Source organism: Streptococcus oralis subsp. oralis (assembly GCF_002096455.1).
GTDB classification, from domain to species: domain Bacteria; phylum Bacillota; class Bacilli; order Lactobacillales; family Streptococcaceae; genus Streptococcus; species Streptococcus oralis_CY.
Genome location: NZ_NCUL01000008.1, coordinates 952350 through 977213, shown reverse-complemented (window position 1 = coordinate 977213; position 24864 = coordinate 952350). Strand labels below are relative to the sequence as shown.

Sequence of the window (24864 nt, the reverse complement as noted above, 5' to 3'; positions counted from 1 at the left end):
GAGTTAGCAGTTATGAAACGAATCAGTAAAGCTGGTTCGTTTTTTGTATTAAAAAAATTAAATTTTGGGCTTGATAAAAAGAATTTTAATAATAAAATAGTATCCTTTATACATTTAGGAGGAATAAAAAAGGTATGTGATTAATTTGGTATTCAGAAATGAAAACTCTTTCAGAATATGGTATACTAATATTAGTTTCCAATAGGTTATATCTAGTGCTTGTTATGAGTTTACATACAAGATATGGGGTATATCTCCCTATCTCCCTCGCGAGTGGACGGAAACATCGGATGAAAAAGAGTGACATTTCCTTTTAATTTACGGTAAGTATAGATACCTACCTCTCGAGGGGGACGGAAATACATGTTTTTCGGGCTTCACATCAGGAACTGAGACAGTATATCTCCCTATCTACCTCGAGGGGGGCCGGAAACAGATCAACTACTGGTGCAGGAATTACCGGCTTTTCGTATAGATACTTATCTACCTTGAGAGGGGCCGGAAACAGGTTGTAAAAAGCATTGATTGAAATCTTATCAAATTCTTGTATAGCTACCTATTAACCTCGCGAGGGGCCGGAAATAATTCAGGTTTCGCATAAATACTCACATCTAAACCATAAAGAACATCCTACGCACCTCGCGAGAGGCCGGAAACGCCATGTAACCATCTTCGTCGAACCAGTACCGCTTACGTATAGGTGCCTATCCACCTCGAGAGGGGCCGGAAACGGAACTCCGTCGAGGCTTTCTGGGTTATCTTTGTTCTGTATAGCTACCTATCTACCTCGCGAGGGGCCGGCAACTCCAAAAGCTCAGGATTTTCGTAGATGTTTCCTATAACTTTATAGATACCTATCAACCTCGGGAGGGGCCGGAAACGCTTCTTGTTTCACATAGTCAGCTTCAATTTCTTTTTGGTATAGCTACCTATCTACCTTGAGAGGGACGGAAACTAGAAAATGTATTTTCCAACATTAGCGAAGTTACCTTGAAGATAAACACCTGTCTACCTCGCGAGGGGCCGGAAACGGATAAGACATGGCTTTTTCAAAAGTTTCACCTTTGTATAGCTACCTATCAACCTCGAGAGGGGCCGGAAACGGATAAGGGCCATCTGACTCCTCCCACCACCAGCCGGGTATAGCTACCTATCTACCTCGCGAGGGGCCGGAAACTTAGACTCGTCCGTGAGTGATTCTAAGCGGTTCATTTTGGTATGGATACCTATCAACCTCGAGAGGGGCCGGAAACCCAAAGTCCATAAACTCCGATACAGATGCTGTATCTATGTATAGATACCTATCTACCTAGAGAGGGGACAGAAACTTGACAACACTTGTAGCTGCAACAAAGTCATCCATAGTGTATAGCTACCTATCTACCCCGAGAGGGGCCGGAAACTGTTTTGATTCTATATGCATTGAGTAATTTCCGGTTTTACCGTATAGCTACCTATCTACCTCGCGAGGGGCCGGAAACAGAAATGAATAAATCTTTTTCATTTTTTTATACCAAGCCAGTATAGCTCCCTATCTACCTCGAGAGGGGCCGGAAGCTAATACCATTTACCGTCGGTATGTTTAAGCCAACGTGTATGGCCACCTATCAACCTCGCGAGGGGCCGGAAACATAAACCGCACTTATTTTTTCGTTAATTTCCATTTTGTATAGCTACCTATCTACCTCGAGAGGGGCCGGAAACGATTGAAAATCGCCAGAAATATTAAAGAAAATTTCGTATAGCTACCTATCTACCTCGCGAGGGGACAGTTTCATAAGGGAAAAGAATTCCAAAAGTAAAAGAAAAAGCGCTCATGAGAAACCAAAAGCGCAATTGTATCAATAAAGGAGGCATATGAAACGCATCGAACTATTATTTAAGCGGATTGACCAATCACCGAGCGACCTATCTACAAAATTCCAAGGTTTTCTTATGGAAAACTTGGAACCAGACTATGTGACTTGGCTACATGAGCAGGAGACCAACCCCTACTCACTAAAAATCATCCATCAAAAGGACAAGACCCTATGGTCCCTTCATCTCCTGACGGATGAGGCTGTCAAGCAGATTTTGCCAGTTCTATTGGAGCTCAAGAAAGTAGAACTTCATGATTTACCAACTCTCATGGTAGAGTCTCTGTCCATGCAAGATCTCAGTTCGGAGCAACTCTTTGAGTTTTTTAATGAAAACCAAGATCGGTCACTCTACACTATACATTTTCAAACTCCAACAGGATTTCGCTCTCAGGGAGAGTACGTGCTCTTTCCGACCATGCGTCTCATCTTTCAGAGTTTGATGATGAAGTATGCACGTCTGGTCGAGAATCGTCAGGACATTGAAGAGGAAACCCTGGACTACTTGGTCAAGCATAGTAGGGTTACCAGCTATCGATTGGAATCCAGCTATTTTAAAGTCCATGGCAAAAAAATACCTGGTTTCAGGGGGAAATTGACCTTTAAGATTACAGGTCCAAATACCTTGAAAGCTTATGCTAATATGCTTCTAAAATTTGGGGAGTACTCAGGTCTCGGTATGAAAACTAGCTTAGGGATGGGAGGTTTAGAACTTGAAGAAAGAAAAGATTGATTTAGTTTATGGATCGCTTTTGCACGCTATCGGCAAGGTGATTCAAGGTTCCAGGTGTGATGAGAAAGACCTGGGTACCATTGGGTCCGAATGGTTTAGACGCTTTTCGGATAATGAAAAGATAGCCCAGCAGATAGCCAAGGCGACTTCTAGTGATTTGCCGAAGGACTTAGCTCCTGATAGTTTGGTCTATATCACGTCAGCTGCTGCAAAGATTGCTTCAGGTCTAAAAGGAGCAGCAGACACTCATGGAGGTAAAGAAGATTTCCTAAGCAAACAATCGGATATCTTCAATGTATTTTCAGATAGCCCTAGTAAGCGTTATCTTGATGTGCGTCCATTAGAGCTTGACGGGGAACCAAACTATGCTAAGGAATCGAGTGAGCCTTCTGACCAGTCAGATTATGACTTGATAGTAGAGACCTTAGAAAAAGAGTTTGAGAGATTGGACTTTAGCCAATCTGAGATAGATACCCTTTTGAATCTCCTTGAGTCTACTCTTTCCTATGTGCCTGTTTCGACAAGAACCAAGGAATTATCGGATATTTCTCTAGCAACCTACAGTCGTCTGACAGCTGGCTTTGCCCTAGCTATAGAGGACTATTTAGCAGACAAGAATTGCCGTGACTATGAGAAGGTACTGGGGCAAGATTTAGAAGCTTTTTATAGCGAGAAGGCCTTTTTATTAGCAAGTTTTGACTTGTCAGGGATTCAAGACTTTATCTACAATATCGCAACGGCTGGAGCAGCCAAGCAACTAAAAGCACGTTCCTTGTATCTAGATTTTATGGGGGAACATATCGCTGACAACTTACTGGAGAAGTTAGAGCTTACGAGGGCTAATCTTCTCTACGTTGGTGGAGGGCACGCCTACTTTATCCTTCCAAACACCGAAAAAACTAGAGAGAGCTTGGCTCACTTTGAAGCAGAATTCAATGAGTTTTTGGTCAAGCATTTCCAGACAGGTCTATACGTAGCATTTGGTTGGAGTCCATTTTCTGCCAATGATATGACAACGACACTGGTCGACTATCGTAAAGTCTACCAAACAACCAGTCGTATGATTTCCCAAAAGAAAATTTCTCGTTACGATGCCAAAACTCTGCTTGAACTCAACCAAGGAGGAAAAAGCTCCCAGAAAGAATGTGCAATTTGTCACTCAGTCGAAAAGCTTACCAAGTATAAAGATCAAGAGGTCTGCCATATCTGTGCAGGGATGTATCGCTTTGCCAAGGAAATACAAGAAAACTACTATATTGTGACAAAAGAAAAAGGCCTGCCGATAGGTCCGGGAGCCTATATTAGTGGTATTTCAAAAGCCGACCTTGCCAATGAAGAGTGGGACCGTATTTATGTAAAGAATAGCTATAGTACAGATATCCTAAAAGCAACCCATGTCTTTGTCGGAGATTACAAGTATGATGAGATTTACGAGTACGCCAAATTATCTCAGGATAGTGAAACTGGACAAGGGATTAAGCGATTAGCAGTTGTTCGACTAGATGTGGATGATCTTGGAGCAGCCTTTATGGCTGGATTCTCCTATCAAGATGGTGGCAAATATAATACTCTGGCACGCTCGGCAACCTTCTCTAGAAGTATGAGTCTCTTCTTTAAGGTCTATATCAACCAGTTTGCGAAGGAGAAAAAACTATCGATCATTTATGCCGGTGGAGATGATGTATTTGCTATCGGTTCTTGGCAGGATATTATTGAGTTTACTATTTGTCTCCGACAAAACTTTATCAAGTGGACAAATGGCAAATTAACCCTATCAGCAGGAATCGGCCTCTTTCCAGATAAAACTCCAGTTAGCCTCATGGCTGAAGAAACTGGTAAGCTAGAAGGAGCAGCAAAGGATAACGACAAGGATAGTATTTCCCTTTTTAAAGCAGGTAATACCTTGAAGTTGGACCAATCTTTTGGCAATGTTGATTCTGAAAGAAATTATACATTGAAGTTCGACCAATTTATTGACAATGTCTATAATGGGAAACTGAAGAGCATTCGTTACTACTTTAATATTCAAGATGAGCGAGGAAAGAGTTTTGTATATAGACTTATTGAGCTCCTTCGCAACTACGATCGTATGAATATTGCTCGATTAGCCTATTATTTGACGCGCTTAGAAGATCAAACTTCTAAGGATAAAAAAGAAGAGTTTAAAGAGTTTAAAGATTTATTCTTTTCTTGGTATACAGGTAGCGATAATGAACGTAAGGAAGCAGAGATAGCTTTACTTCTATATATTTATGAGATTAGAAAGGATTCATAGATGGCAATTTTAACAGATGATAATTACGTAGATAAGGCAGAAAAAACCATTAAAAATTTAGTAACTGATAAGCGTAATTTTAAAAATAAAAATTCAGATGTTCTATCCATGAGTAAACTACGAAACTTATTGAGTTTAACGAGTACCCTCTTTGATGAAAGTAAGGTCCGTGAGTACGAAGAATTAAAGGATAAGATTGCCTATTTGAGGGTCCAATTCGTCTATCAATCAGGCCGTGAAGAGGCGGTACTGGACTTAGTTCAAAAAGGTGAGATTTTACCAATTTTAAAAGAAATTAATAGTAGGGAAAGTCTCCAACGTTTTTGTCGCTATATGGAAGCGCTAGTAGCTTATTTTAAATTTTATGGAGGAAAAGATTAATGGCATTTGCAAAAATTAAAGTAACAGCACAAATCCGTCTAGAGACAGGACTTCATATTGGGACAAGCAATGCTTTTGCGGCGATTGGTGCTACGGACTCACCTGTGATTAAAGATCCAATTACAAACTTACCCATTATTCCAGGATCTAGTATCAAAGGGAAAATGCGTACCCTTTTGGCAAGAGTATATAATACTAAATTAGCAGAAAAACCAGGAGAAGATGGGGAAATTATTAGTCGTCTCTTTGGGAATAGTTCAGACAAAAACTATAAAGTAGGAAGACTCATCTTTAGAGATGCCTTTCTAACTAACAAAAAGGATTTAGATTCACGAGCTGTCAAAGGTTATACTGAAGTTAAGTTTGAAAATACTATTGATCGTATCACTGCTGAAGCAAATCCAAGGCAAATTGAACGTGCTATCCGAGACAGTATCTTTGGATTTGAGCTGATCTATGAGGTGACAGACAAGAGTCAAGCTCAAGTAGAAGAAGACTTCAAAGTGATTCTTGATGGATTAAAACTGTTGGAACTTGATTATTTAGGTGGTTCAGGTTCTCGTGGATATGGTAAAGTTGTTTTTGAGGATCTTAAAGCAAATACAGTTTTCGGAAACTATGATGTTAGTAGATTGAATGAACTTTTAACTACGGAGGTCTAGTATGACCTATAAGATGTATATTATGAACTTTCAGTCTGCTCACTTTGGAGCAGGTACTCTGGATAGTTCTAAAATGACTTTTGCAGCTGACCGATTATTTTCTGCCTTGGCTATTGAGGCAAAAAAAATGGGGAAAATGGAGGAATTCGTGTCAATAGCGGGTCAAGATCATTTTGTTTTGACTGATGCCTTTCCTTATCAGTCAGGTCCATTATTACCTAAGCCGATAGGATTTCCAAAGTTTGATCAGCCTGACTTAACAACGGATGTCAAAGAAGTAAGACGTCAAGCGAAAATGGCGAAGAAACTTCAGTTTATACCCTTGGATAAATTTGATTCTTATGTAAAAGGAACGCTTTTTGAAGACGAAGAACATGCAGTAACAAACATTATCACTAAAAACCAACCTCATGTAGATGGGAATCTTTTTCAAGTGTCTACCGTTAGATTTAGAGATGATTCTTCTCTTTACGTGATTGCAAACGAATCTGACCTCTTGAATGAACTCATGACAAGCTTGCAGTATACAGGAATTGGTGGGAAACGTTCTAGTGGTTATGGACAATTTGATTTGACTATTTTAGATTTACCAGATAGCTTAAAAAATCGTCTCACCAAGACCCATCAAGAACCTGTCATGACATTGACGACTTCTCTACCAGTCGAAAAGGAACTTGAATATGCTATGGAAACTGGTTCCTATTTAATAAGTAAATCAAGTGGTTTTGCTTTTAGTACAGAAACTAATGAAAATTACCGTAAGCAGGATTTATATAAGTTTGCTTCTGGATCTACTTTCTCTGAAACCTTTACAGGACATATTGTAGATGTAAGACCTCTTGATTTCCCACATGAAGTATTAAACTATGCTAAACCACTATTTTTCAAGATGGAGGAAGAAAGATGAAAACAGAATATAGAACCTTTCAATTTACCCTCCTAGCCATGGCTCCTATCCATATTGGGAATGGTGAAAAATATACTTCTCGAGAATTTATCTATGAAAATGGGTACTTTTATTTCCCTGATATGGGTAAGTTTTATAATCGAATGGTGGAGAAAGGATACGATCATAAATTTGAGCGTTTTTTACAAGAGACAAAGCCAAACGCTAGAAATAATCGCTTGATTTCCTTTTTAGAGGATAACCGCATTTCTGACCGTAATTTTGGTGGCTATAGAATTATAGAAACTAAGTTAGAAACAAATAATAACTATTTAAGAGGAGGCGCATTAAATCAAGTATCAAAGTTTATAAGAGATCCTTTTGGTAATCCCTATATTCCTGGAAGTTCATTAAAGGGAGCTATTCGGACTATTTTGATGAATACCAATCCCGACTGGAATAATAAAAATGTTTTGCAATGTAAAAAGGAAAACAAATCTTTGATTCCTTGGGGAGCAAAAAAAGGGCAGGACTATGATGACTTGTTTAATGCTATTCGTGTTAGTGATAGCAAACCATTTAGTAATAAAAGTCTTATTTTAGTTCAAAAATGGGATCATAAAGCCAAGCCCCCTCTTGCCAAGCCTCTCCCTTTATATAGGGAAGCAATCGCGCCCTCAACTAAAATCAATTTCACCATTACTACAACTACTAAGGAAGCTGGAATCCTAATAGAGGAATTAGGAAAGAGAGCGCAAGCCTTTTACAAAGAATATAAAAACTTTTTCTTATCAGATTTTCCTGAAAATAAAATTCAGCCAAATATTCAATATCCTATCTACTTGGGTGCTGGTAGTGGAGCTTGGACAAAAACAATTTTTAAACAAGCAAATGGAATTTTACAAGAACGTTATGAGAATAGCAGAACCACTAGGATGGTTGAAAAGGGAGTCTTGAAATTAACAAAAGCACCAATGAAAAGTGTTAAAACAACACAAGCAACTCGTAAACTGATAATGAATAATGAATCCTTCTATGAAATGGGCAAGGCGAACTTTATGATTAAGGAGATTACAAATGACAATTTTAATTTCAGCAGTAGGTAATACGGATCCTATCAGTAAGAACAGAGACTCAGCCTTAATGCACATAGCTCGAAAATATAAACCAGAAAGAATCGTCTTACTCTACAGTGAGGAAATGTTAGTTAAAAAAACTCTTATTGAGAGAGCCCTTCTTTCATTTAAAGACTATAAACCTGATGTGAAAATTCATGAGCAAATATTAAGGAATGATGAGGTTTATTTGTATGATAAAATGTATGAGGTCATAGGAAAAATTATAAAAGAGTATTCTAAATTAGGAGAGGAATTAATTTTAAATCTATCTTCCGGCACTCCTCAGATAAAATCAGCTCTATTCGCTATAAACCGAATTGATGACTATAATACGCAGGCAATTCAAGTTACCACTCCTAGTAATTCATCTAACAATCCCCAAAAAATACTCTCTAAGGAAGAGGAAGATAATCTGTTTAAAAATAATGAAGATAATCAGGATAATTATGAAAACAGATGTATCATGGATATAGCGGAGAAGTTCAATCATTCTTTAGTTAAACGTCATTTAAGAAGTTTGATAGAGTCATATGATTATTTAGCTGTTGAAAAGATTGTTATCCGGAGAGATTCGAAGGGGCTGCTTTCAAATAAGCAGTTAGCTCGTTTAAGAATCATTCTAACCGATTTAGTAAATGTTTTTAAAAAACAAGAAGTTCTTTCAGAAATTCAGAAATATCCACTTTCAGAGGTTGAGAAAAAAGCCCTTAATTATTTTTTGATGATTGAGATTTTAAACAAACGAGGTCAAGTAGCAGATGTTTTGATTAAGTCAAAATCATTAGTTGAATTTATATTAGAAGATAGAATAAAAAGGAATCATCCAAATCTAATAATATATAAAAATAAGTTACCTAAGCTAAACAAAGAACATCAAGATTTTAAAAAAGTTATCTGTTATTTAGATAGTGATTATAAAAAATCACAAAATGAAAATGAGGAAAAAAAAGAAGAGTTTTCTCCCACAACAACTCTAAACTTAATTATATACACTAAAATTTTAGAGTATTACAAATATAGTCCTGAATTAATTAGGTCACTTAGAGTTATCATTTCTTTAAACAATGAGAGAAATAAGGTTGCACATGGCTTGTCAGAGATTGATAGTAAACTAGTCAATTCAAAGAAATTGCAACAGACAATAGATACCTTGCGCTTTATTTTACAAGATACATTTGAGATTGATGATAGCTATTTCTCTTGTTATCAAACACTCAATAATGAAATGCTTGACTTACTTCGTCAATAATATACTTTATCAATAAATCAATTTGCTGATGATACATATAATGTGATTGCAAGTGCTTGCTTTCCCAGTTGACGCAAGATTAAAAAAACGATATAATAAGAAAGTTGAGAATTGATTTTCAATCATCTTAGTCCAGAGAAATGGCGGTGCTGCGAGCCATCTAAGCTAGGAAATCATGCTACTCAATCAGACAATTGCATAAGAACAAGAGAATGACAAGTTCATTGAATGAAGGTGGTACCGCGGTTTTTCGCCCTTCGTGATATGAGCTTGTCTTTTGATTTTTGGAGGTGTTTATGAAGACATTTCTCGTGAAACAAAAGTTTCGTCTTGGGGGCGAACGCTTCGATATCAAGGATGATAGAGGAGTAGTGAACTATCAGGTGGAGGGCTCTTTCTTCCAAATTCCTAAGACCTTTACCATCTATGACGCCTATGGTGAGCAGGTCAGTGAAATCAGTAAAGAATTTTTCACCTTGCTTCCTCGCTTTACTATTCAGCTACGAAACGGTTCCAATTTCGTTATTCGTAAGAAGTTGACCTTCTTTCGAGATAAGTATGAGTTTGATGATCTAGGACTTCGTATCGAGGGCAATATATGGGATTTGAATTTCAAATTGTTGGATGACCGCGACCAAGTGATTGCCGAGATTCGGAAAGAGATTTTCCATTTGACCTCAACTTACACCGTAACCGTCTATGAAGACTCTTATGCAGACCTGGTCATTTCCCTCTGTGTCGCGATTGACTATGTGGAGATGCTAGAAAGCCAATCAAATTAAACAAGTAAATAAGGAGATATTATGAAACAACTATCTAGTGCTCAAGTTCGCCAAATGTGGCTTGATTTCTGGGCAAGCAAAGGTCACTCTGTAGAACCATCAGTCAGCTTGGTTCCAGTAAACGACCCAACTCTTTTGTGGATTAACTCTGGGGTAGCAACCCTTAAGAAATACTTTGACGGAACCATTATCCCTGAAAATCCACGTATTACCAATGCGCAAAAAGCTATCCGTACTAACGATATTGAAAACGTAGGGAAGACTGCGCGTCACCATACCATGTTTGAAATGTTGGGGAACTTCTCTATCGGTGATTACTTCCGTGACGAAGCCATCACTTGGGCTTACGAGCTCTTGACAAGCCCAGAATGGTTTGATTTCCCAGCTGAAAAACTTTATATGACCTACTATCCTGAAGATAAGGATTCTTACAACCGCTGGATTGAAGTAGGAGTGGATCCAAGCCACTTGATTCCAATTGAGGATAACTTCTGGGAAATCGGTGCGGGACCTTCTGGACCTGATACAGAAATCTTCTTTGACCGTGGAGAAGCATTTGACCCAGAAAATATTGGTATTCGTCTGCTTGCAGAGGATATCGAAAACGATCGTTACATCGAAATCTGGAATATCGTTTTGTCACAATTTAACGCCGATCCTGCTGTTCCTCGTAGTGAGTACAAGGAATTACCGCATAAGAACATTGATACGGGCGCTGGTTTGGAGCGTTTGGTGGCTGTTATCCAAGGGGCTAAGACAAACTTTGAAACGGACCTCTTCATGCCGATTATCCGTGAAGTTGAGAAATTATCAGGTAAGGTCTACGACCAAGATGGCGATAACATGAGCTTTAAGGTCATTGCGGACCATATTCGTTCTCTTTCATTTGCCATCGGTGATGGTGCCCTTCCAGGAAACGAAGGTCGTGGTTATGTTCTTCGTCGTTTGCTCCGTCGTGCTTCTATGCACGGTCAAAAATTGGGTATCAACGAGCCTTTCCTTTATAAACTCGTTCCAACTGTTGGAAAAATCATGGAAAGCTACTACCCAGAAGTACTTGAAAAACGTGACTTTATCGAAAAAATCGTGAAGAGCGAGGAAGAGTCATTTGCCCGTACCCTTCATTCAGGTCAACACTTTGCAGAAACCATTGTAGCTGACTTGAAAGCGAAAGGCCAAACGGTTATCGCTGGTCAAGATGTCTTCAAACTCTATGATACATACGGATTCCCAGTAGAATTGACTGAAGAAATCGCTGAAGAAGCTGGGATGACTGTAGACCGTGAAGGTTTTGAAGCAGCCATGAAAGAGCAGCAAGAACGTGCGCGTGCATCAGCTGTCAAAGGTGGCTCAATGGGAATGCAAAATGAAACCCTTCAAAACATTACAGTGGAAAGTGTCTTCAACTACAATGCCAGCCAATTGTCTTCTAAGTTGGTGGCTATCGTGGCTGAAAACGCTGAAGTAGAAGCTGTTTCTGAAGGAACTGCCTCTCTTATCTTTGCGGAAACTCCATTCTATGCTGAAATGGGTGGACAAGTAGCTGACCACGGTCAAATCTTGGACGCTGCTGGAAATGTCGTGGCTACTGTGATAGATGTTCAAAAAGCACCAAATGGCCAAGCTCTTCATACTGTTGAAGTTCTTGCTCCTCTTGCTTTGAACCAAGAATACACCTTGGCTATTGACAGCAATCGTCGTCACCGTGTCATGAAAAACCACACTGCGACTCACTTGCTCCATGCGGCCCTTCACAATATCCTTGGACACCATGCGACACAAGCAGGATCTCTGAACGAAGTAGAATTCCTTCGCTTTGACTTCACTCACTTCCAAGCTGTAACTCCTGAAGAGTTGCGCGCCATTGAACAGCAAGTCAATGAGAAAATCTGGGAAGCAATTGCTGTAGAAACTGTTGAGACAGATATTGACACTGCTAAAGAAATGGGAGCTATGGCCCTCTTTGGTGAGAAATACGGTAAGGAAGTTCGTGTTGTTACGATTGGTGACTACTCAGTGGAACTTTGTGGTGGTACCCACGTTGGCAACACTTCTGAGATTGGTCTCTTCAAGATTGTCAAAGAAGAAGGAATCGGATCAGGAACTCGCCGTATCTTGGCAGTAACTGGTAAGGAAGCCTTTGAAGCTTATCGCGAACAAGAAGACGCTTTGAAAGCCGTCGCATCAACCTTGAAAGCCCCTCAACTCAAGGAAGTTCCTCATAAGGTTGAAGGGCTTCAAGAACAACTCCGTCAGCTTCAAAAAGAAAATGCAGAATTGAAAGAAAAAGCCGCAGCCGCAGCCGCAGGCGATGTCTTCAAGGATGTGATGGAAGTCAACGGTCACCGTTACATTGCAAGCCAAGTTTCTGTATCAGATGCAGGCGCCCTTCGTACCTTTGCGGATAACTGGAAACAAAAAGACTACTCTGATGTGCTTGTCCTAGTTGCAGCCATCGGTGACAAAGTCAACGTTCTTGTAGCTAGCAAGAGCAAAGACATCCACGCAGGTAATTTGGTAAAAGAATTGGCTCCAATCGTTGATGGACGTGGTGGTGGTAAACCAGACATGGCCATGGCAGGAGGAAGCAACCAAGCGAAAATTCAAGAACTCTTGGATGCAGTAGCAGGTAAATTGTAAGACAATAAAGATCTATCCATTTGGGTAGGTCTTTTTGCCTACTTAAAAAGCCAAATCCGCTTGGATTTGACTTGTAACTGATAGGTTTATTTTGTTGCCCAGACACTGACTGAACCCGCTGCTACTGGAAATTCTCCATACCCTTCAGCATTGATTGTAACTTGTGCTGGATGATTTTCAAGGAGATCAACAAAAGTCTGCTCAGCCCATTCTTGACCGACAAACATGGATTTGCTGTTTTCTTGGTCATTTGAGATAAGGACAGCGATCGGGGATTGGTTTTCAGCGCCTGAACGAACCCAACCGATACAGTTGGCATCGTCAAAGTAGTCTGTTTGCTCTCCATAAGCCAAGTCTTTTCGGATGGCTAGGAGACGGTCAAGAACTTCTCTGAAATCTTGTTGAGCAAATTGCCCTGAAATGCCATAATAATCTCCGTAAAAGATACATGGAAGCCCATCTTGACGTAATAGAATAAGGGCATAGGCTGCTGGTTTAAACCATTCTTCAACAGTCGATTCGAGGGCCTGTCCTCGTTGGGTATCGTGGTTGTCTACAAAGGTCACAGCCTTATCGGGTTTTAGTTCAACCAAGCTATCTGTGAAAATGTTACGAAGGTCGTAACTTGCTCCAGCATGGCTAGCTTCAAAGAGGTTCTGGTGGAGGCGAACATCGACAAGGTCAAAACGTTCTTCTATTTTCTCGAGATAGTCTAGATTGGCTTCCTTGTCTGGGTTCCAAAATTCCCCAAAAACATAGAAATCTTGACCGTATTTTTCCTTCATATCACGAATGAAATTGCCCATAAAGAAGGAGTCGATGTGCTTAACGGCATCCAAACGGAAACCAGCTACACCAGTCGTTTCCATGAACCAGTCAGCCCAGTCATAGATGTTTTGGATGACTTCAGGGTGCTTAAAGTCTAGGTCGGCATACATGAGGTAGTCGTAGTTACCGTTTTCGTTATCGACCAATTCCTCGTTGGCCCAACCTTTATTGTCTCCTTGGATCAGGTAAATACCAGACTTACGGCGTTTGGCATCGTAGTCTGTACCTGTAAAGTGGTACCAGTGCCAGTGGAAGTCATTGTAGGTATCTTGGCGACCATCGAAAGTAAAGTGAGTCCAGCCATTGATAGTAAAGGGCTCGCTTAATTGAACGGTACGGTCCTCAGGGTCCACTTCAATAACCTGAAAGGCTTCCATATGATCGGCAGCAGCCTTGTGATTGAGCACCACATCGGCCATAGGTTGAATTCCCTGCGCCTTTAGGGCTTGAATGGCTTGAAGATAATCTTCTTTAAACCCATACTTGGTACGGACAGTCCCTTTTTGGTGAAATTCACCTAGGTCAAAAAGATCGTAAACACCATAGCCGACATCTTTTTCGTTGGTTGCCTTGAAGGCAGGTGGCATCCAGACATGGCTGATGCCAAGGTTTGCTAGGTGCTCTGCGTCATTTGTCAGTCGCGTCCAGTGTTGGCCGTCGTGAGGCAGATACCATTCAAAGTATTGCATGAGTGTTTGATTTTGCATGATGTTTCCTCTTACTTGTCAATGTTGAGTTTTATTCTACCATAAAGTTTAGAACTAGGCAAACGTTTGCGCAAGATTCTATACTCATTTCTGAAATTGTCTATTTTTATCGATTAAAATCTCTCTTTCCATTATAAGGGAAAGGATGTTTTGGTGGGAAAGTAAATGGCATATACTTATTTGAACAAAAATGACACTCAGTAAACTAAAGTACAAATGGTTAAACGGTTTCTTTTTTGAGAATTGTCACAAAATTTGCTATAATAGTAGCTATGAATAGAATTAGGGTCAGCAGACGTGTTGAAAAAAAGCTAGCTAAGGGTCTAGTTCTTTTGGAAGCGAGTGATTTAACAGATATTGAACTGACAGATCAGGCAGTAGAAGTTCTTAGTCAAGACGGGAAGTTTTTAGGGAGCGCCTATCTTTCTCAACAGAATAAGGGAATCGGTTGGTTCATCAGCAAGGAAAAGGTTGGTTTCAATCAAGCCTTTTTTGAAATCCTGTTTCGTAAGGCTAAGGAAGCTAGAAAGCCTTATTATCAAGATGACTTGACCACTGCCTTTCGCCTTTTTAACCAAGAGGGGGATGGTTTTGGTGGTCTGACTGTTGATCTCTATGGAGATTATGCTGTTTTTTCTTGGTACAACTCCTTTGTTTACCAAATTCGTGAGCTAATCGTAAAGGCTTTTAAGGAAGTTTTTCCTGAGGTCTTGGGGGCTTATGAGAAGATTCGTTTTAAAGGTCTAGACTACGAGTCTGCCTATGTTTATGGTGAGGAAGCGCCAGATGATTTTACTGTTCTTGAGAATGGCGTGCTCTATCAAGTCTTTATGAATGATGGCTTGATGACAGGAATTTTCCTAGATCAGCATGAGGTTCGTGGGAGTCTGGTTGACGGTCTAGCCATGGGCAAATCCTTGCTCAATATGTTTTCCTATACGGCTGCCTTTTCAGTTGCTGCAGCTATGGGAGGTGCGAGTGAGACGACTTCTGTCGACTTGGCCAAACGGTCTAGAGAGCTGTCAGAGGCTCATTTTCAAGCAAATGGACTCAGCACGGACAATCATCGTTTTATCGTCATGGATGTCTTTGAGTACTTTAAGTATGCCAAGCGAAAAGGCTTGACCTATGATGTGATTGTGCTTGATCCGCCGAGTTTTGCTCGAAATAAAAAACAAACTTTCTCTGTAGCTAAGGACTATCACAAGTTGATTTCCCAGAGTCTAGAGATTTTAAATCCGGGAGGGATTATCATTGCCAGTACTAATGCTGCCAATGTTTCCCGCCAGAAATTTACAGAACAAATTGATAAAGGTTTTGCAGGAAGAAGGTATCAGATTTTAAACCAATATGGTCTTCCAGCAGACTTTGCCTATAATAAAAAAGATGAAAGCAGTAATTACCTCAAGGTGATTAGTATGAAGGTTAGTAGATGAAATTAATCGTTTCAGTAATGCCAAGAAGTTTAGAAGAAGCGCAAGAACTGGATGCCACTAGGTATGAAGAGGCCGATATCATTGAGTGGCGTGCGGACTTTCTTACAAAGGACGCTATTTTACAGGTAGCACCCGCTATCTTTGAGAAATTTGCAGGACGCGAACTTGTCTTTACCCTTCGGACTCGCGCTGAGGGAGGAGAAATCGAACTGTCCTCTGAGGAGTATGTTCAAATCATCAAGGAAGTCACTCAACTTTATCAACCAGACTATGTGGATTTTGAGTATTTCAGCTACAAGGATGTATTTGAGGAAATGTTGGATTTTCCAAATCTTGTTTTGAGTTACCATAATTTCCAAGAGACACCTGAAAACATGATGGAGATCCTGTCTGAGTTGACCAGTCTTTCTCCTAAAGTGGTCAAGGTATCTGTCATGGCCCATACGGAGCAGGATGTTTTAGACCTGATGAACTACACACGTGGATTTAAAACACTCAATCCTGAACAAGAGTACGTGACCATTTCCATGGGGAAAATGGGCAAGGTATCTCGGATCACTTCAGATGTGACGGGTTCAAGTTGGTCCTTTGCTAGTCTAGATGAAGCGAGTGCCCCAGGTCAGATTTCGCTATCAAACATGAAAAAAATTAGGGAGATTTTGGATGAAGCTTGATGGCTATACACGTTTAGCTGCAGTTGTTGCTAATCCCATCAAACACTCTATTTCACCCTTCATACACAATAAGTCCTTTGAGGCGACAGCTACCAATGGTATTTATGTGGCTTGGGAGATTGAAGCGGGTGACTTGGCAGAAACAGTCGCCAATATTCGCCGTTACCAGATGTTTGGGATCAACCTGTCTATGCCTTACAAGGAGCAAGTGATTCCTTATCTGGATGAGTTGAGTGATGAAGCTTGTTTGATTGGGGCAGTCAACACAGTTGTTAATCAAGACGGAACGTTAATTGGATATAATACAGATGGCAAGGGATTCTTTAAGAGCTTGCCTTCTTTTACAATCTCGGATAAGAAAATGACCATTCTGGGAGCAGGGGGCGCGGCCAAATCAATCTTGGCGCAAGCTATTTTGGATGGCGTCAGTCAAATTTCAGTCTTTGTTCGTTCAGTTTCCATGGAAAAAACAAGACCTTACCTAGACAAGTTGCAGGAGCAAACCGGCTTTAAAGTGGACTTGTATGCTTTAGAAGATCTTTCTGACCTGCAAGAAAAGATTGCTGATTCGCACTTACTAGTCAATGCCACCAGTGTGGGCATGGATGGCCAGTCGTCCCCAGTTCCGACAAGTATAGTCTTACCTGAAGATATCTTGGTCGCAGATATCATTTACCAACCCTTTGAAACGCCCTTTTTGAAATGGGCTAGAAGTCAGGGCAATCCAGCCGTCAATGGTCTGGGAATGTTGCTCTATCAAGCTGCTGAAGCTTTTCAACTGTGGACAGGTAAAGAAATGCCGACAGAAGAAATTTGGCAGTCCTTAACAGAAAAATATAAATAGTGAAAAGGAGACCCTCCTATGAAAATCAGAATCGATATTCCGCATCATCCTTATGATATTCAGATTGAAAAAGGTTGTCTGGCTCAGGCTGGTCAATGGTTGCGAGAACTCTGGCAACCGCAAAAAGTGGTCATTGTAACCGACAACCATGTAGCTTCTCTCTATGCAGAGAAGGTTAAACTCAGCCTAGAAGATGCTGGTTTTCAGGTAGCTGTTTTTGACTTTTTAGAAGGTGAAGAAAGAAAGAATTTAACTACTGTTCAGAAAGTCTATGAGTTTCTAGTTAAGCAGGGGTTGACTCGTAGCGATGGGATTGTGGCCCTTGGTGGTGGTGTCGTTGGGGACCTTGCTGGCTTTGTAGCTTCTACCTATATGCGTGGGATTCACTTTGTTCAGATTCCGACTAGTTTGACAGCCCAGGTAGATTCTTCTATCGGTGGAAAGACGGGTGTCAATACTCCATTTGCTAAAAATATGGTGGGAACTTTTGCCCAACCAGATGGGGTTCTGATTGACCCGCTGGTCCTTGAAACACTCGGAAAAAGGGAGTTGATTGAAGGGATGGGTGAGGTTATCAAGTATGGCTTGATTGAGGATCCAGAACTTTGGGCTCTCTTGACGGAGCTGGATGGTTCTGTAGAGAGCATTCTGGAGCATGCAGAGACTTTGATTGAACATTCTTGTCAGGTTAAGCGGAAGATGGTGGTTGAAGATGAGTTGGATAACGGTGTTCGTCTTTACCTCAATTTTGGGCACACTATTGGTCATGCCATTGAAGCAACGGCCGGTTATGGCAAAGTCATGCATGGTGAGGCTGTGGCTATGGGCATGGTGCAGATTTCCAAGGTTGCTGAGGAAAAAGGTCTTATGCCAGAAGGAATAACCCAGTCCATCACAGCTATGTGTCAGAAATTTGGTTTGCCAGTTGACTATGAAAAATGGGATGTTGACAAGCTTTATCAGGCTTTGACTCATGACAAGAAAGCGCGTGGGAACACCTTGAAATTGGTCTTGGTGCCAGAGCTTGGTTCGGCGACTATTCATCCAGTTTCTCTGGAAGAGATGAAAGACTACTTGGTAAAATAAGGAGAGCCTATGAGATATTTAACTGCGGGAGAATCACACGGACCCCGTCTGACGGCTATTATTGAAGGAATTCCTGCTGGACTTCCTTTGACAGCAGAGGCCATCAATGAAGATTTGAAACGTCGTCAAGGTGGATATGGTCGTGGTGGTCGTATGAAGATTGAGAGTGACCAGGTTATCTTTACCTCGGGTGTTCGCCATGGGAAGACGACTGGGGCTCCCATTACCATGGATGTCGTCAATAAAGACCACCAAAAATGGCTGGATATCATGTCTGCTGAGGACATTGAAGACCGCCTTAAAAGCAAACGGAAAATCACTCATCCTCGGCCAGGTCATGCCGACTTGGTTGGTGGCATTAAGTACCGTTTTGACGATTTGCGAAATTCTTTGGAGCGTTCATCAGCTCGTGAAACAACCATGCGAGTAGCAGTTGGAGCAGTAGCCAAACGCCTCTTGGCTGAGCTAGATATGGAGATTGCCAACCATGTCGTGGTCTTTGGTGGCAAGGAAATAGATGTACCTGGAAATCTGACCGTGGCTGAAATCAAGCAACGAGCTGCCCAGTCTGAAGTTTCTATTGTCAACCAAGAGCGGGAACAGGAAATCAAGGACTATATTGACCAAATCAAACGTGACGGTGATACCATCGGTGGAGTTGTGGAGACAGTCGTCGGAGGCGTTCCAGTTGGTCTTGGTTCCTATGTTCAATGGGACCGAAAATTGGATGCCAGACTGGCCCAAGCAGTTGTCTCTATCAATGCTTTTAAAGGGGTGGAATTTGGTCTTGGGTTTGAGGCAGGTTACCTTAAAGGTAGCCAAGTCATGGACGAAATTCTCTGGTCTAAAGAAGACGGCTATACTCGTCGTACCAATAATCTAGGTGGTTTTGAAGGTGGTATGACTAATGGGCAACCCATCGTTGTTCGAGGTGTCATGAAACCCATTCCCACTCTCTACAAACCATTGATGAGTGTGGATATTGAGACTCACGAACCATACAAGGCAACCGTGGAGAGAAGTGATCCAACCGCTCTTCCAGCAGCAGGTGTAGTCATGGAAGCCGTTGTTGCAACGGTTCTGGCACAAGAAATCCTTGAAAAATTCTCATCAGATAATCTTGAAGAATTAAAAGAGGCAGTTGCCAAGCACCGAGACTATACAAAGAACTATTAAGGAGTCTTTATGGCAAAAACCATCTATATCGCAGGTCTCGGTTTGATTGGTGCTTCGATGGCGCTCGGTATCAAGCGTGATCATCCGGATTATGAAATTTTAGGTTATAATCGCAGTCAGGCTTCGAGAGACATTGCCTTGGAGCGAGGAATGATAGACCGTGCAACGGATGATTTTGCCAGTTTCGCTCCCCTAGCAGATGTCATCATCTTGACCTTGCCAATCAAACAGACCATTGCTTTTATTAAGGAGCTGGCAAACTTAGACTTGAAGGAAGGCGTTATTATCTCGGATGCGGGCTCAACCAAGTCAGCCATTGTGGAAGCAGCTGAGCAGTATTTAGCTGGCAAGCCTGTCCGCTTTGTCGGGGCCCATCCCATGGCTGGTAGCCACAAGACAGGGGCAGCTTCTGCAGATGTCAATCTCTTTGAAAATGCCTATTATATATTCACTCCTTCGAGCCTGACAAGTCATGCCACACTTGAGGAAATGAAAGATCTGCTTTCAGGTCTTCATGCTCGTTTTATCGAGATTGATGCCAAGGAGCATGATCGGGTGACTTCTCAGATTAGTCATTTTCCTCATATTCTGGCTTCCAGCCTCATGGAGCAGACAGCAGTTTATGCTCAAGATCATGAAATGGCAAGGCGCTTTGCGGCGGGTGGATTTCGAGATATGACCCGAATTGCGGAAAGCGAGCCAGGTATGTGGACTTCCATTCTCTTGTCCAATCGTGAGACTATCCTAGATCGAATTGCGGATTTCAAGGAGCGCCTAGATGAGGTTGGACAAGCCATCAGCAAGGGAGATGAAGAGCAAATCTGGAACTTTTTCAACCAAGCACGTGAGCAACGTCAGGCCATGGAAATCCATAAGCGTGGTGGTGTGGACAGTTCTTATGACCTCTATGTCGATGTTCCCGATGAAGAAGATGTTATCTTGCGGATTTTGGAATTACTTCGTGGGACTTCTTTGGTTAATATCCATATCAACGAAGAAAACCGTGAAGATGTTCACGGGATTCTACAAATTTCCTTTAAAAATTCTCAGGATCTGGAACGAGCTGAGCGCTTAATTACAGAAAATACGGACTACACAGTCGTCATCAAATAAGGAGAAAATCATGTCAAATATTTACGATAGTGCAAATGAACTTAGTCGCGGGTTACGCGAATTACCAGAATACAAGGCGGTCAAGGCAGCCAAAGATGCTATCCAAGCTGATGAACAAGCTAGCAAGATTTTTGCAGACTACCTCGCTTTCCAGCAAGAAATCCAAGTCATGGCGCAAACGGGACAAATGCCAGACGCCTCTTTCCAAGAAAAGATGCAGTCTTTCAGCAAACAAATCCAAGAGAACGCTCTTTTGTCAGATTTCTTTGCCAAACAGCAACAATTGTCCATTTATCTTTCGGACATTGAAAAAATTGTCTTTGAACCTGTTTCAGAATTATTGAAATAGTATTTTATCTGTATAAAAGCCAGAAATTTCAGGAATTTCTGGCTTTTTTGTGATAAAATAAGAAAAAGTATTGCAAGTATGAGGTCAACTATGAAACTAAAAACAAACATTCGCCACTTACATGGCAGTATCCGGGTTCCAGGTGACAAGTCTATCAGCCACCGTACGATTATTTTTGGAAGTTTGGCTGAGGGCGAGACTAAGGTTTATGATATTTTGCGTGGAGAGGATGTACTTTCAACCATGCAGGTTTTTCGTGACCTTGGTGTTGAAATTGAGGACAAATATGGGGTTGTTACCATTCAAGGTGTTGGAATGGATGGCTTAAAAGCTCCGCAAAATGCCTTGGATATGGGTAATTCTGGCACTTCGATTCGCCTGATCTCAGGTGTACTTGCTGGTGCAGACTTCGAAGTAGAGATGTTTGGAGATGATAGTCTTTCTAAACGTCCTATGGATCGTGTGACGATTCCATTGAAAAAAATGGGCGTTAGCATCTCAGGGCAAACTGAGCGAGATCTGCCCCCTCTTCGCCTAAAAGGGACGAAAAATTTAAAACCGATTCACTATGAGTTGCCAATCGCTTCTGCTCAAGTTAAGTCTGCCTTGATATTTGCAGCCTTGCAGGCTCAGGGGGAGTCCGTGATTATCGAGAAAGAATGTACTCGTAACCACACCGAAGATATGCTACAGCAATTTGGTGGCCATTTAAGTGTGGATGGCAAGAAAATCATAGTTCAAGGGCCGCAAAAACTGACTGGACAAAAGGTAGTTGTCCCAGGAGATATCTCTAGTGCAGCCTTTTGGCTAGTCGCAGGTTTGATTGTTCCAAACTCTCGTGTGGTGCTGCAGAATGTGGGCATCAATGAAACGCGTACAGGTATTATTGATGTCATTCGCGCCATGGGAGGAAAATTAGAAATAACTGAAATCGATCCAGTCGCTAAATCAGCAACCCTGACTGTCGAATCTTCAGACCTGAAAGGAACAGAGATTGGTGGAGCTTTGATTCCACGCTTGATTGATGAATTACCTATTATTGCCCTTTTAGCGACACAAGCGCAAGGTGTAACAGTCATTAAGGATGCTGAGGAACTCAAGGTCAAGGAAACTGACCGCATTCAGGTGGTGGCTGATGCCTTAAATAGCATGGGAGCGGACATCACCCCCACAGCAGATGGGATGATTATCAAAGGGAAATCAGCCCTTCATGGCGCTAGAGTCAATACGTTTGGTGACCATCGAATTGGAATGATGACAGCCATTGCAGCCCTCTTGGTTGCGGATGGAGAAGTGGAACTTGACCGTGCTGAAGCCATCAACACTAGCTATCCTAGCTTCTTTGATGATTTGGAGAGCATGACTCATGGCTAAGGTATTACTTGGATTTATGGGGGCAGGCAAGTCGACAATCGCTAGAGGCTTGGACCCAGACTATATCGATATGGATGCCTTAATCGAGGAACATTTGGGCATGTCCATTGCGGATTTCTTCGCTGAAAAAGGAGAAGTGGCCTTTCGTCAAGTAGAGTCAGAAGTCCTAGCTGACTTACTAAAAACGGACCGAGTTGTGTCAACTGGCGGAGGAGTTGTCATTTCTCAGAGAAATCGTGACTTGCTCAAAACCAATCCTGATAACATCTACCTAAAAGCAGATTTTGAAACCCTCTACCAACGTATCGCAGCTGATAAGGACAATCAGCGTCCACTTTTTCTTAACAAAAGCAAGGAAGAACTGGTAGCTATTTTCCATGAAAGACAAGCTTGGTATGAGGAAGTAGCCAGTCGGATTCTAGATGTGACCAAGTTAAGCCCAGAGGAAATTATAGAGGAACTGAGATGAAAATTGCCTATCTAGGTCCCAAGGGATCTTTTTCGCATCATGTTGTGCAGACAGCCTTTCCCAAAGAGGAATTGCAGGCTTTTGCCAATATCACAGATGTTATCAAGGCTTATGAGCAAGGCTTGGTGGATTATTCTGTGGTACCAGTTGAAAACTCCATTGAAGGTAGTGTCCATGAAAGTTTGGATTACCTTTTTCACCAGGCTCGCATCCAAGCAGTGGCAGAAATCGTTCAACCCATTCACCAGCAGTTGATGGCAGTTCCTGGTCATACTAAGATTGAGAAGATTTTTTCCCATCCTCAGGCTTTGGCTCAGGGAAAAAAATTCATCGATGAACACTATCCAGAGGCTCAAATCGAGGTAACCGCCAGTACCGCCTATGCAGCTCGCTTTATTTCAGAACATCCAGATCAGCCTTATGCAGCTATTGCTCCTAAAAGTTCAGCTGAAGAATATGGCTTGGAATTGATTGCAGAGGATATTCAGGAAATGGAAGCCAATTTCACACGTTTTTGGGTGTTAGGGGCAGAGATACCGAAGATTCCTTTGAACTCACAAGCTGAAAAAATGAGTTTGGCCTTGACCTTACCAGACAACCTACCTGGTGCTCTTTACAAGGCACTTTCGACCTTTGCTTGGAGAGGGATTGACTTAACAAAGATTGAAAGTCGCCCCCTTAAAACAGCCTTGGGAGAATACTTTTTCATTATCGATGTAGACTATAGTGACAAAGAACTGGTTCATTTTGCAAGACAAGAACTAGAAGCTATTGGAATCCAGCATAAGATTCTGGGGACCTACCCGATTTTTACCATAACTGATTTAGAAAAGGAGAGTCAATGAGCAAAGAAAATCCTTTAAGTCATCACGAGCAGTTACGTTATGACTATCTCTTCAAAAATATTCATTACCTCAACGACCGTGAACGGAGGGAGTTTGATTATCTGCAACAGAAAATGGCAGGTCCCAAGTCTGAAGTTCACCATTTCCACCAAGAAGAAAAAGAAGAAACTTGGGGTAGAGATATTGATCTTCCGACTTATGGCAGTAGAAGCCGGTCTAAGAAACGTGAAAAGGTAGCTCCTCAACCTAAAGTCAAAAAGAAAAAGAGAAGAATTCGCTTCAAACGAATACTGACTTGGTTCTTGCTGTTGATTACCTGTGTGCTTGTAGGGATGATTTTTATGTTTCTTCGAGGGTTCCAGTCAGCAGCCAATCCAACAAATAAGCCAGCTGACGCCAAGGCAGCTCAAGTAGAGGTCTTTAACGGTCAGGATACCAAAGATGGTGTGAATATTTTAGTCATGGGGACAGATGGCCGTATCGGTCAAAATAGTGCAGAAACCCGTACTGACACAATCATGGTACTGAATGTCAGCGGATCGGATAAGAAGATCAAGCTAGTCAGCTTTATGCGTGACAACTTAGTTTATATCGACGGGTATAGTAAGATTGTAAATGGCCAGAAACAGACGGATAACAAACTAAATGTTGCCTATGAACTTGGGGAACAAGAAGGACAAAAAGGTGCTGAAAAGGTCCGCAAGGTTCTAAAAGACAACTTTGATTTGGATATTAAGTACTATGCCCTAGTTGACTTCCAGGCCTTTGCAACAGCTATTGATACCCTCTTCCCTGACGGAGTAACGATTGATGCTCAATTTTCAACATTGAATGGTCAACCTCTGACAGAAGCCACAGTCGGAGATGACCTTCATGCAACAGAGACAGAGTCCCCAACTCAAACTATCAAAGTTGGAAAACAGCAAATGAATGGCTCCACCTTGCTGAACTATGCTCGCTTCCGTGATGATGATGAGGGAGACTATGGCCGTACCAAACGTCAGCAACAAGTCATGTCAGCTGTTCTTGAGCAAATCAAAGATCCAACCAAGCTCTTTACGGGATCAGAGGCACTTGGAAAAGTCTTTGGCATGACATCAACAAATCTACCATATAGCTTCTTGTTGACCAATGGCTTATCTGTCCTAGAAGGTGCTCAAAATGGCATTGAAAGACTCACCGTCCCAGAACTTGGTGACTGGGTAGATGCTTATGATATCTACGGTGGACAAGGACTTCTAGTTGATCAAAATAAATACCAGACCAAACTCGCCCAAATGGGAATGAGATAGAACACTATAAAAAAATCAAAGTTTGAATCACCAGTGAAAAAGTGGTTTAGGCTTTGATTTTTCTTAGTATCTGATGGATTTTTAGGGCG

23 protein-coding genes are annotated in these 24864 nt (G+C 41.5%); 21 read left to right on the top strand and 2 right to left on the bottom strand.

Going from position 1 to position 24864, the window contains the following annotated elements; translation table 11 throughout:
* The first annotated feature begins 12 nt into the window (after positions 1 to 12).
* Positions 13 to 144, top strand: coding sequence for a hypothetical protein (locus B7720_RS09870; protein ID WP_268699617.1), 132 nt, complete (start codon positions 13 to 15; stop codon positions 142 to 144).
* Between the two features lie 630 nt (positions 145 to 774).
* Here B7720_RS09870 and B7720_RS09925 read toward each other — a convergent pair.
* Positions 775 to 861: a YopX family protein gene (locus B7720_RS09925; RefSeq protein WP_142358718.1), complete on the bottom strand. Its 87-nt coding sequence runs from the start codon at positions 859 to 861 to the stop codon at positions 775 to 777.
* A gap of 996 nt (positions 862 to 1857) precedes the next feature.
* Here B7720_RS09925 and cas6 point away from each other — a divergent pair.
* The 9 genes from cas6 (at position 1858) to alaS (ending at position 12582) form a co-directional block, all read left to right on the top strand.
* Positions 1858 to 2589, top strand: coding sequence for a CRISPR-associated endoribonuclease Cas6 (gene cas6 / locus B7720_RS09310; RefSeq protein WP_000821018.1), 732 nt, complete (start codon positions 1858 to 1860; stop codon positions 2587 to 2589).
* The gene (gene cas10, locus B7720_RS09305; RefSeq protein WP_084857707.1) at positions 2570 to 4864 is read left to right on the top strand and encodes a type III-A CRISPR-associated protein Cas10/Csm1; all 2295 of its coding nucleotides are present in this window, start codon (positions 2570 to 2572) and stop codon (positions 4862 to 4864) included. Before cas6 ends, cas10 begins: the two co-directional genes overlap by 20 nt.
* Positions 4865 to 5245: a type III-A CRISPR-associated protein Csm2 gene (gene csm2 / locus B7720_RS09300; protein WP_000996502.1), complete on the top strand. Its 381-nt coding sequence runs from the start codon at positions 4865 to 4867 to the stop codon at positions 5243 to 5245.
* Positions 5245 to 5907: a type III-A CRISPR-associated RAMP protein Csm3 gene (csm3, locus tag B7720_RS09295; RefSeq protein ID WP_070842546.1), complete on the top strand. Its 663-nt coding sequence runs from the start codon at positions 5245 to 5247 to the stop codon at positions 5905 to 5907. Before csm2 ends, csm3 begins: the two co-directional genes overlap by 1 nt.
* A 1-nt stretch (position 5908) precedes the next feature.
* The gene (csm4, locus tag B7720_RS09290) at positions 5909 to 6814 is read left to right on the top strand and encodes a type III-A CRISPR-associated RAMP protein Csm4 (protein ID WP_084857705.1); all 906 of its coding nucleotides are present in this window, start codon (positions 5909 to 5911) and stop codon (positions 6812 to 6814) included.
* Positions 6811 to 7899 (top strand): type III-A CRISPR-associated RAMP protein Csm5, encoded by a 1089-nt coding sequence (gene csm5, locus B7720_RS09285; protein WP_000846387.1) that lies wholly within the window; start codon positions 6811 to 6813, stop codon positions 7897 to 7899. Before csm4 ends, csm5 begins: the two co-directional genes overlap by 4 nt.
* The gene (gene csm6, locus B7720_RS09280; RefSeq protein ID WP_061427669.1) at positions 7871 to 9160 is read left to right on the top strand and encodes a type III-A CRISPR-associated CARF protein Csm6; all 1290 of its coding nucleotides are present in this window, start codon (positions 7871 to 7873) and stop codon (positions 9158 to 9160) included. The genes csm5 and csm6 overlap by 29 nt, the downstream gene beginning before the upstream one ends.
* 296 nt (positions 9161 to 9456) lie before the next feature.
* Positions 9457 to 9942 (top strand): LURP-one-related/scramblase family protein, encoded by a 486-nt coding sequence (locus B7720_RS09275; protein ID WP_000847083.1) that lies wholly within the window; start codon positions 9457 to 9459, stop codon positions 9940 to 9942.
* 21 nt (positions 9943 to 9963) lie between these two features.
* Positions 9964 to 12582: an alanine--tRNA ligase gene (gene alaS, locus B7720_RS09270; RefSeq protein WP_084857703.1), complete on the top strand. Its 2619-nt coding sequence runs from the start codon at positions 9964 to 9966 to the stop codon at positions 12580 to 12582.
* Positions 12583 to 12668: 86 nt separating this feature from the next.
* On the opposite strand, the gene B7720_RS09265 is transcribed toward alaS, so the two are convergent.
* Positions 12669 to 14117 (bottom strand): alpha-amylase, encoded by a 1449-nt coding sequence (locus B7720_RS09265; protein ID WP_070534587.1) that lies wholly within the window; start codon positions 14115 to 14117, stop codon positions 12669 to 12671.
* A gap of 272 nt (positions 14118 to 14389) precedes the next feature.
* Here B7720_RS09265 and B7720_RS09260 point away from each other — a divergent pair, with 272 nt between their 5' ends.
* The 11 genes from B7720_RS09260 to B7720_RS09210 all read left to right on the top strand — a co-directional run bounded on the left by B7720_RS09260 (position 14390) and on the right by B7720_RS09210 (position 24775).
* A complete protein-coding gene (locus B7720_RS09260) occupies positions 14390 to 15553 on the top strand; it encodes a class I SAM-dependent rRNA methyltransferase (RefSeq protein WP_161976052.1) in 1164 nt (387 codons plus the stop codon).
* A complete protein-coding gene (gene aroD / locus B7720_RS09255; protein ID WP_000767782.1) occupies positions 15550 to 16227 on the top strand; it encodes a type I 3-dehydroquinate dehydratase in 678 nt (225 codons plus the stop codon). The genes B7720_RS09260 and aroD overlap by 4 nt, the downstream gene beginning before the upstream one ends.
* Positions 16217 to 17071: a shikimate dehydrogenase gene (locus B7720_RS09250; protein ID WP_084857701.1), complete on the top strand. Its 855-nt coding sequence runs from the start codon at positions 16217 to 16219 to the stop codon at positions 17069 to 17071. Before aroD ends, B7720_RS09250 begins: the two co-directional genes overlap by 11 nt.
* An 18-nt stretch (positions 17072 to 17089) precedes the next feature.
* A complete protein-coding gene (gene aroB / locus B7720_RS09245) occupies positions 17090 to 18157 on the top strand; it encodes a 3-dehydroquinate synthase (protein WP_084857699.1) in 1068 nt (355 codons plus the stop codon).
* A 9-nt stretch (positions 18158 to 18166) separates the two neighbouring features.
* Positions 18167 to 19333 carry a chorismate synthase gene (gene aroC, locus B7720_RS09240; protein ID WP_084857697.1) on the top strand — a complete coding sequence of 389 codons (1167 nt, stop codon included), beginning with the start codon at positions 18167 to 18169 and terminating at the stop codon, positions 19331 to 19333.
* 9 nt (positions 19334 to 19342) lie between these two features.
* Positions 19343 to 20446 carry a prephenate dehydrogenase gene (locus B7720_RS09235; protein WP_084857695.1) on the top strand — a complete coding sequence of 368 codons (1104 nt, stop codon included), beginning with the start codon at positions 19343 to 19345 and terminating at the stop codon, positions 20444 to 20446.
* Between the two features lie 10 nt (positions 20447 to 20456).
* Positions 20457 to 20795 (top strand): YlbF/YmcA family competence regulator, encoded by a 339-nt coding sequence (locus tag B7720_RS09230; protein WP_000065973.1) that lies wholly within the window; start codon positions 20457 to 20459, stop codon positions 20793 to 20795.
* Between the two features lie 90 nt (positions 20796 to 20885).
* Positions 20886 to 22169: a 3-phosphoshikimate 1-carboxyvinyltransferase gene (gene aroA, locus B7720_RS09225; protein ID WP_000769904.1), complete on the top strand. Its 1284-nt coding sequence runs from the start codon at positions 20886 to 20888 to the stop codon at positions 22167 to 22169.
* Complete coding sequence (locus B7720_RS09220) at positions 22162 to 22638, top strand: shikimate kinase (RefSeq protein ID WP_001151353.1); 477 nt, start codon at positions 22162 to 22164, stop codon at positions 22636 to 22638. Before aroA ends, B7720_RS09220 begins: the two co-directional genes overlap by 8 nt.
* A complete protein-coding gene (pheA, locus tag B7720_RS09215) occupies positions 22635 to 23483 on the top strand; it encodes a prephenate dehydratase (protein ID WP_084857693.1) in 849 nt (282 codons plus the stop codon). Before B7720_RS09220 ends, pheA begins: the two co-directional genes overlap by 4 nt.
* A complete protein-coding gene (locus tag B7720_RS09210; RefSeq protein WP_000032319.1) occupies positions 23480 to 24775 on the top strand; it encodes an LCP family protein in 1296 nt (431 codons plus the stop codon). The genes pheA and B7720_RS09210 overlap by 4 nt, the downstream gene beginning before the upstream one ends.
* The last annotated feature ends 89 nt before the right edge of the window (positions 24776 to 24864 follow it).

Coding starts and splice junctions, on each gene's coding strand:
- B7720_RS09260 (WP_161976052.1), top strand. CDS start 14,390: ATGAATAGAATTAGGGTCAGCAGACGTGTTGAAAAAAAGCTAGCTAAG.
- csm5 (WP_000846387.1), top strand. CDS start 6,811: ATGAAAACAGAATATAGAACCTTTCAATTTACCCTCCTAGCCATGGCT.
- B7720_RS09250 (WP_084857701.1), top strand. CDS start 16,217: ATGAAGCTTGATGGCTATACACGTTTAGCTGCAGTTGTTGCTAATCCC.
- B7720_RS09235 (WP_084857695.1), top strand. CDS start 19,343: ATGGCAAAAACCATCTATATCGCAGGTCTCGGTTTGATTGGTGCTTCG.
- B7720_RS09265 (WP_070534587.1), bottom strand. CDS start 14,117: ATGCAAAATCAAACACTCATGCAATACTTTGAATGGTATCTGCCTCAC.
- aroA (WP_000769904.1), top strand. CDS start 20,886: ATGAAACTAAAAACAAACATTCGCCACTTACATGGCAGTATCCGGGTT.
- csm2 (WP_000996502.1), top strand. CDS start 4,865: ATGGCAATTTTAACAGATGATAATTACGTAGATAAGGCAGAAAAAACC.
- B7720_RS09230 (WP_000065973.1), top strand. CDS start 20,457: ATGTCAAATATTTACGATAGTGCAAATGAACTTAGTCGCGGGTTACGC.
- cas6 (WP_000821018.1), top strand. CDS start 1,858: ATGAAACGCATCGAACTATTATTTAAGCGGATTGACCAATCACCGAGC.
- B7720_RS09275 (WP_000847083.1), top strand. CDS start 9,457: ATGAAGACATTTCTCGTGAAACAAAAGTTTCGTCTTGGGGGCGAACGC.
- csm6 (WP_061427669.1), top strand. CDS start 7,871: ATGACAATTTTAATTTCAGCAGTAGGTAATACGGATCCTATCAGTAAG.
- aroD (WP_000767782.1), top strand. CDS start 15,550: ATGAAATTAATCGTTTCAGTAATGCCAAGAAGTTTAGAAGAAGCGCAA.
- pheA (WP_084857693.1), top strand. CDS start 22,635: ATGAAAATTGCCTATCTAGGTCCCAAGGGATCTTTTTCGCATCATGTT.
- alaS (WP_084857703.1), top strand. CDS start 9,964: ATGAAACAACTATCTAGTGCTCAAGTTCGCCAAATGTGGCTTGATTTC.
- B7720_RS09870 (WP_268699617.1), top strand. CDS start 13: ATGAAACGAATCAGTAAAGCTGGTTCGTTTTTTGTATTAAAAAAATTA.
- csm3 (WP_070842546.1), top strand. CDS start 5,245: ATGGCATTTGCAAAAATTAAAGTAACAGCACAAATCCGTCTAGAGACA.
- csm4 (WP_084857705.1), top strand. CDS start 5,909: ATGACCTATAAGATGTATATTATGAACTTTCAGTCTGCTCACTTTGGA.
- B7720_RS09210 (WP_000032319.1), top strand. CDS start 23,480: ATGAGCAAAGAAAATCCTTTAAGTCATCACGAGCAGTTACGTTATGAC.
- B7720_RS09220 (WP_001151353.1), top strand. CDS start 22,162: ATGGCTAAGGTATTACTTGGATTTATGGGGGCAGGCAAGTCGACAATC.
- aroC (WP_084857697.1), top strand. CDS start 18,167: ATGAGATATTTAACTGCGGGAGAATCACACGGACCCCGTCTGACGGCT.
- aroB (WP_084857699.1), top strand. CDS start 17,090: ATGAAAATCAGAATCGATATTCCGCATCATCCTTATGATATTCAGATT.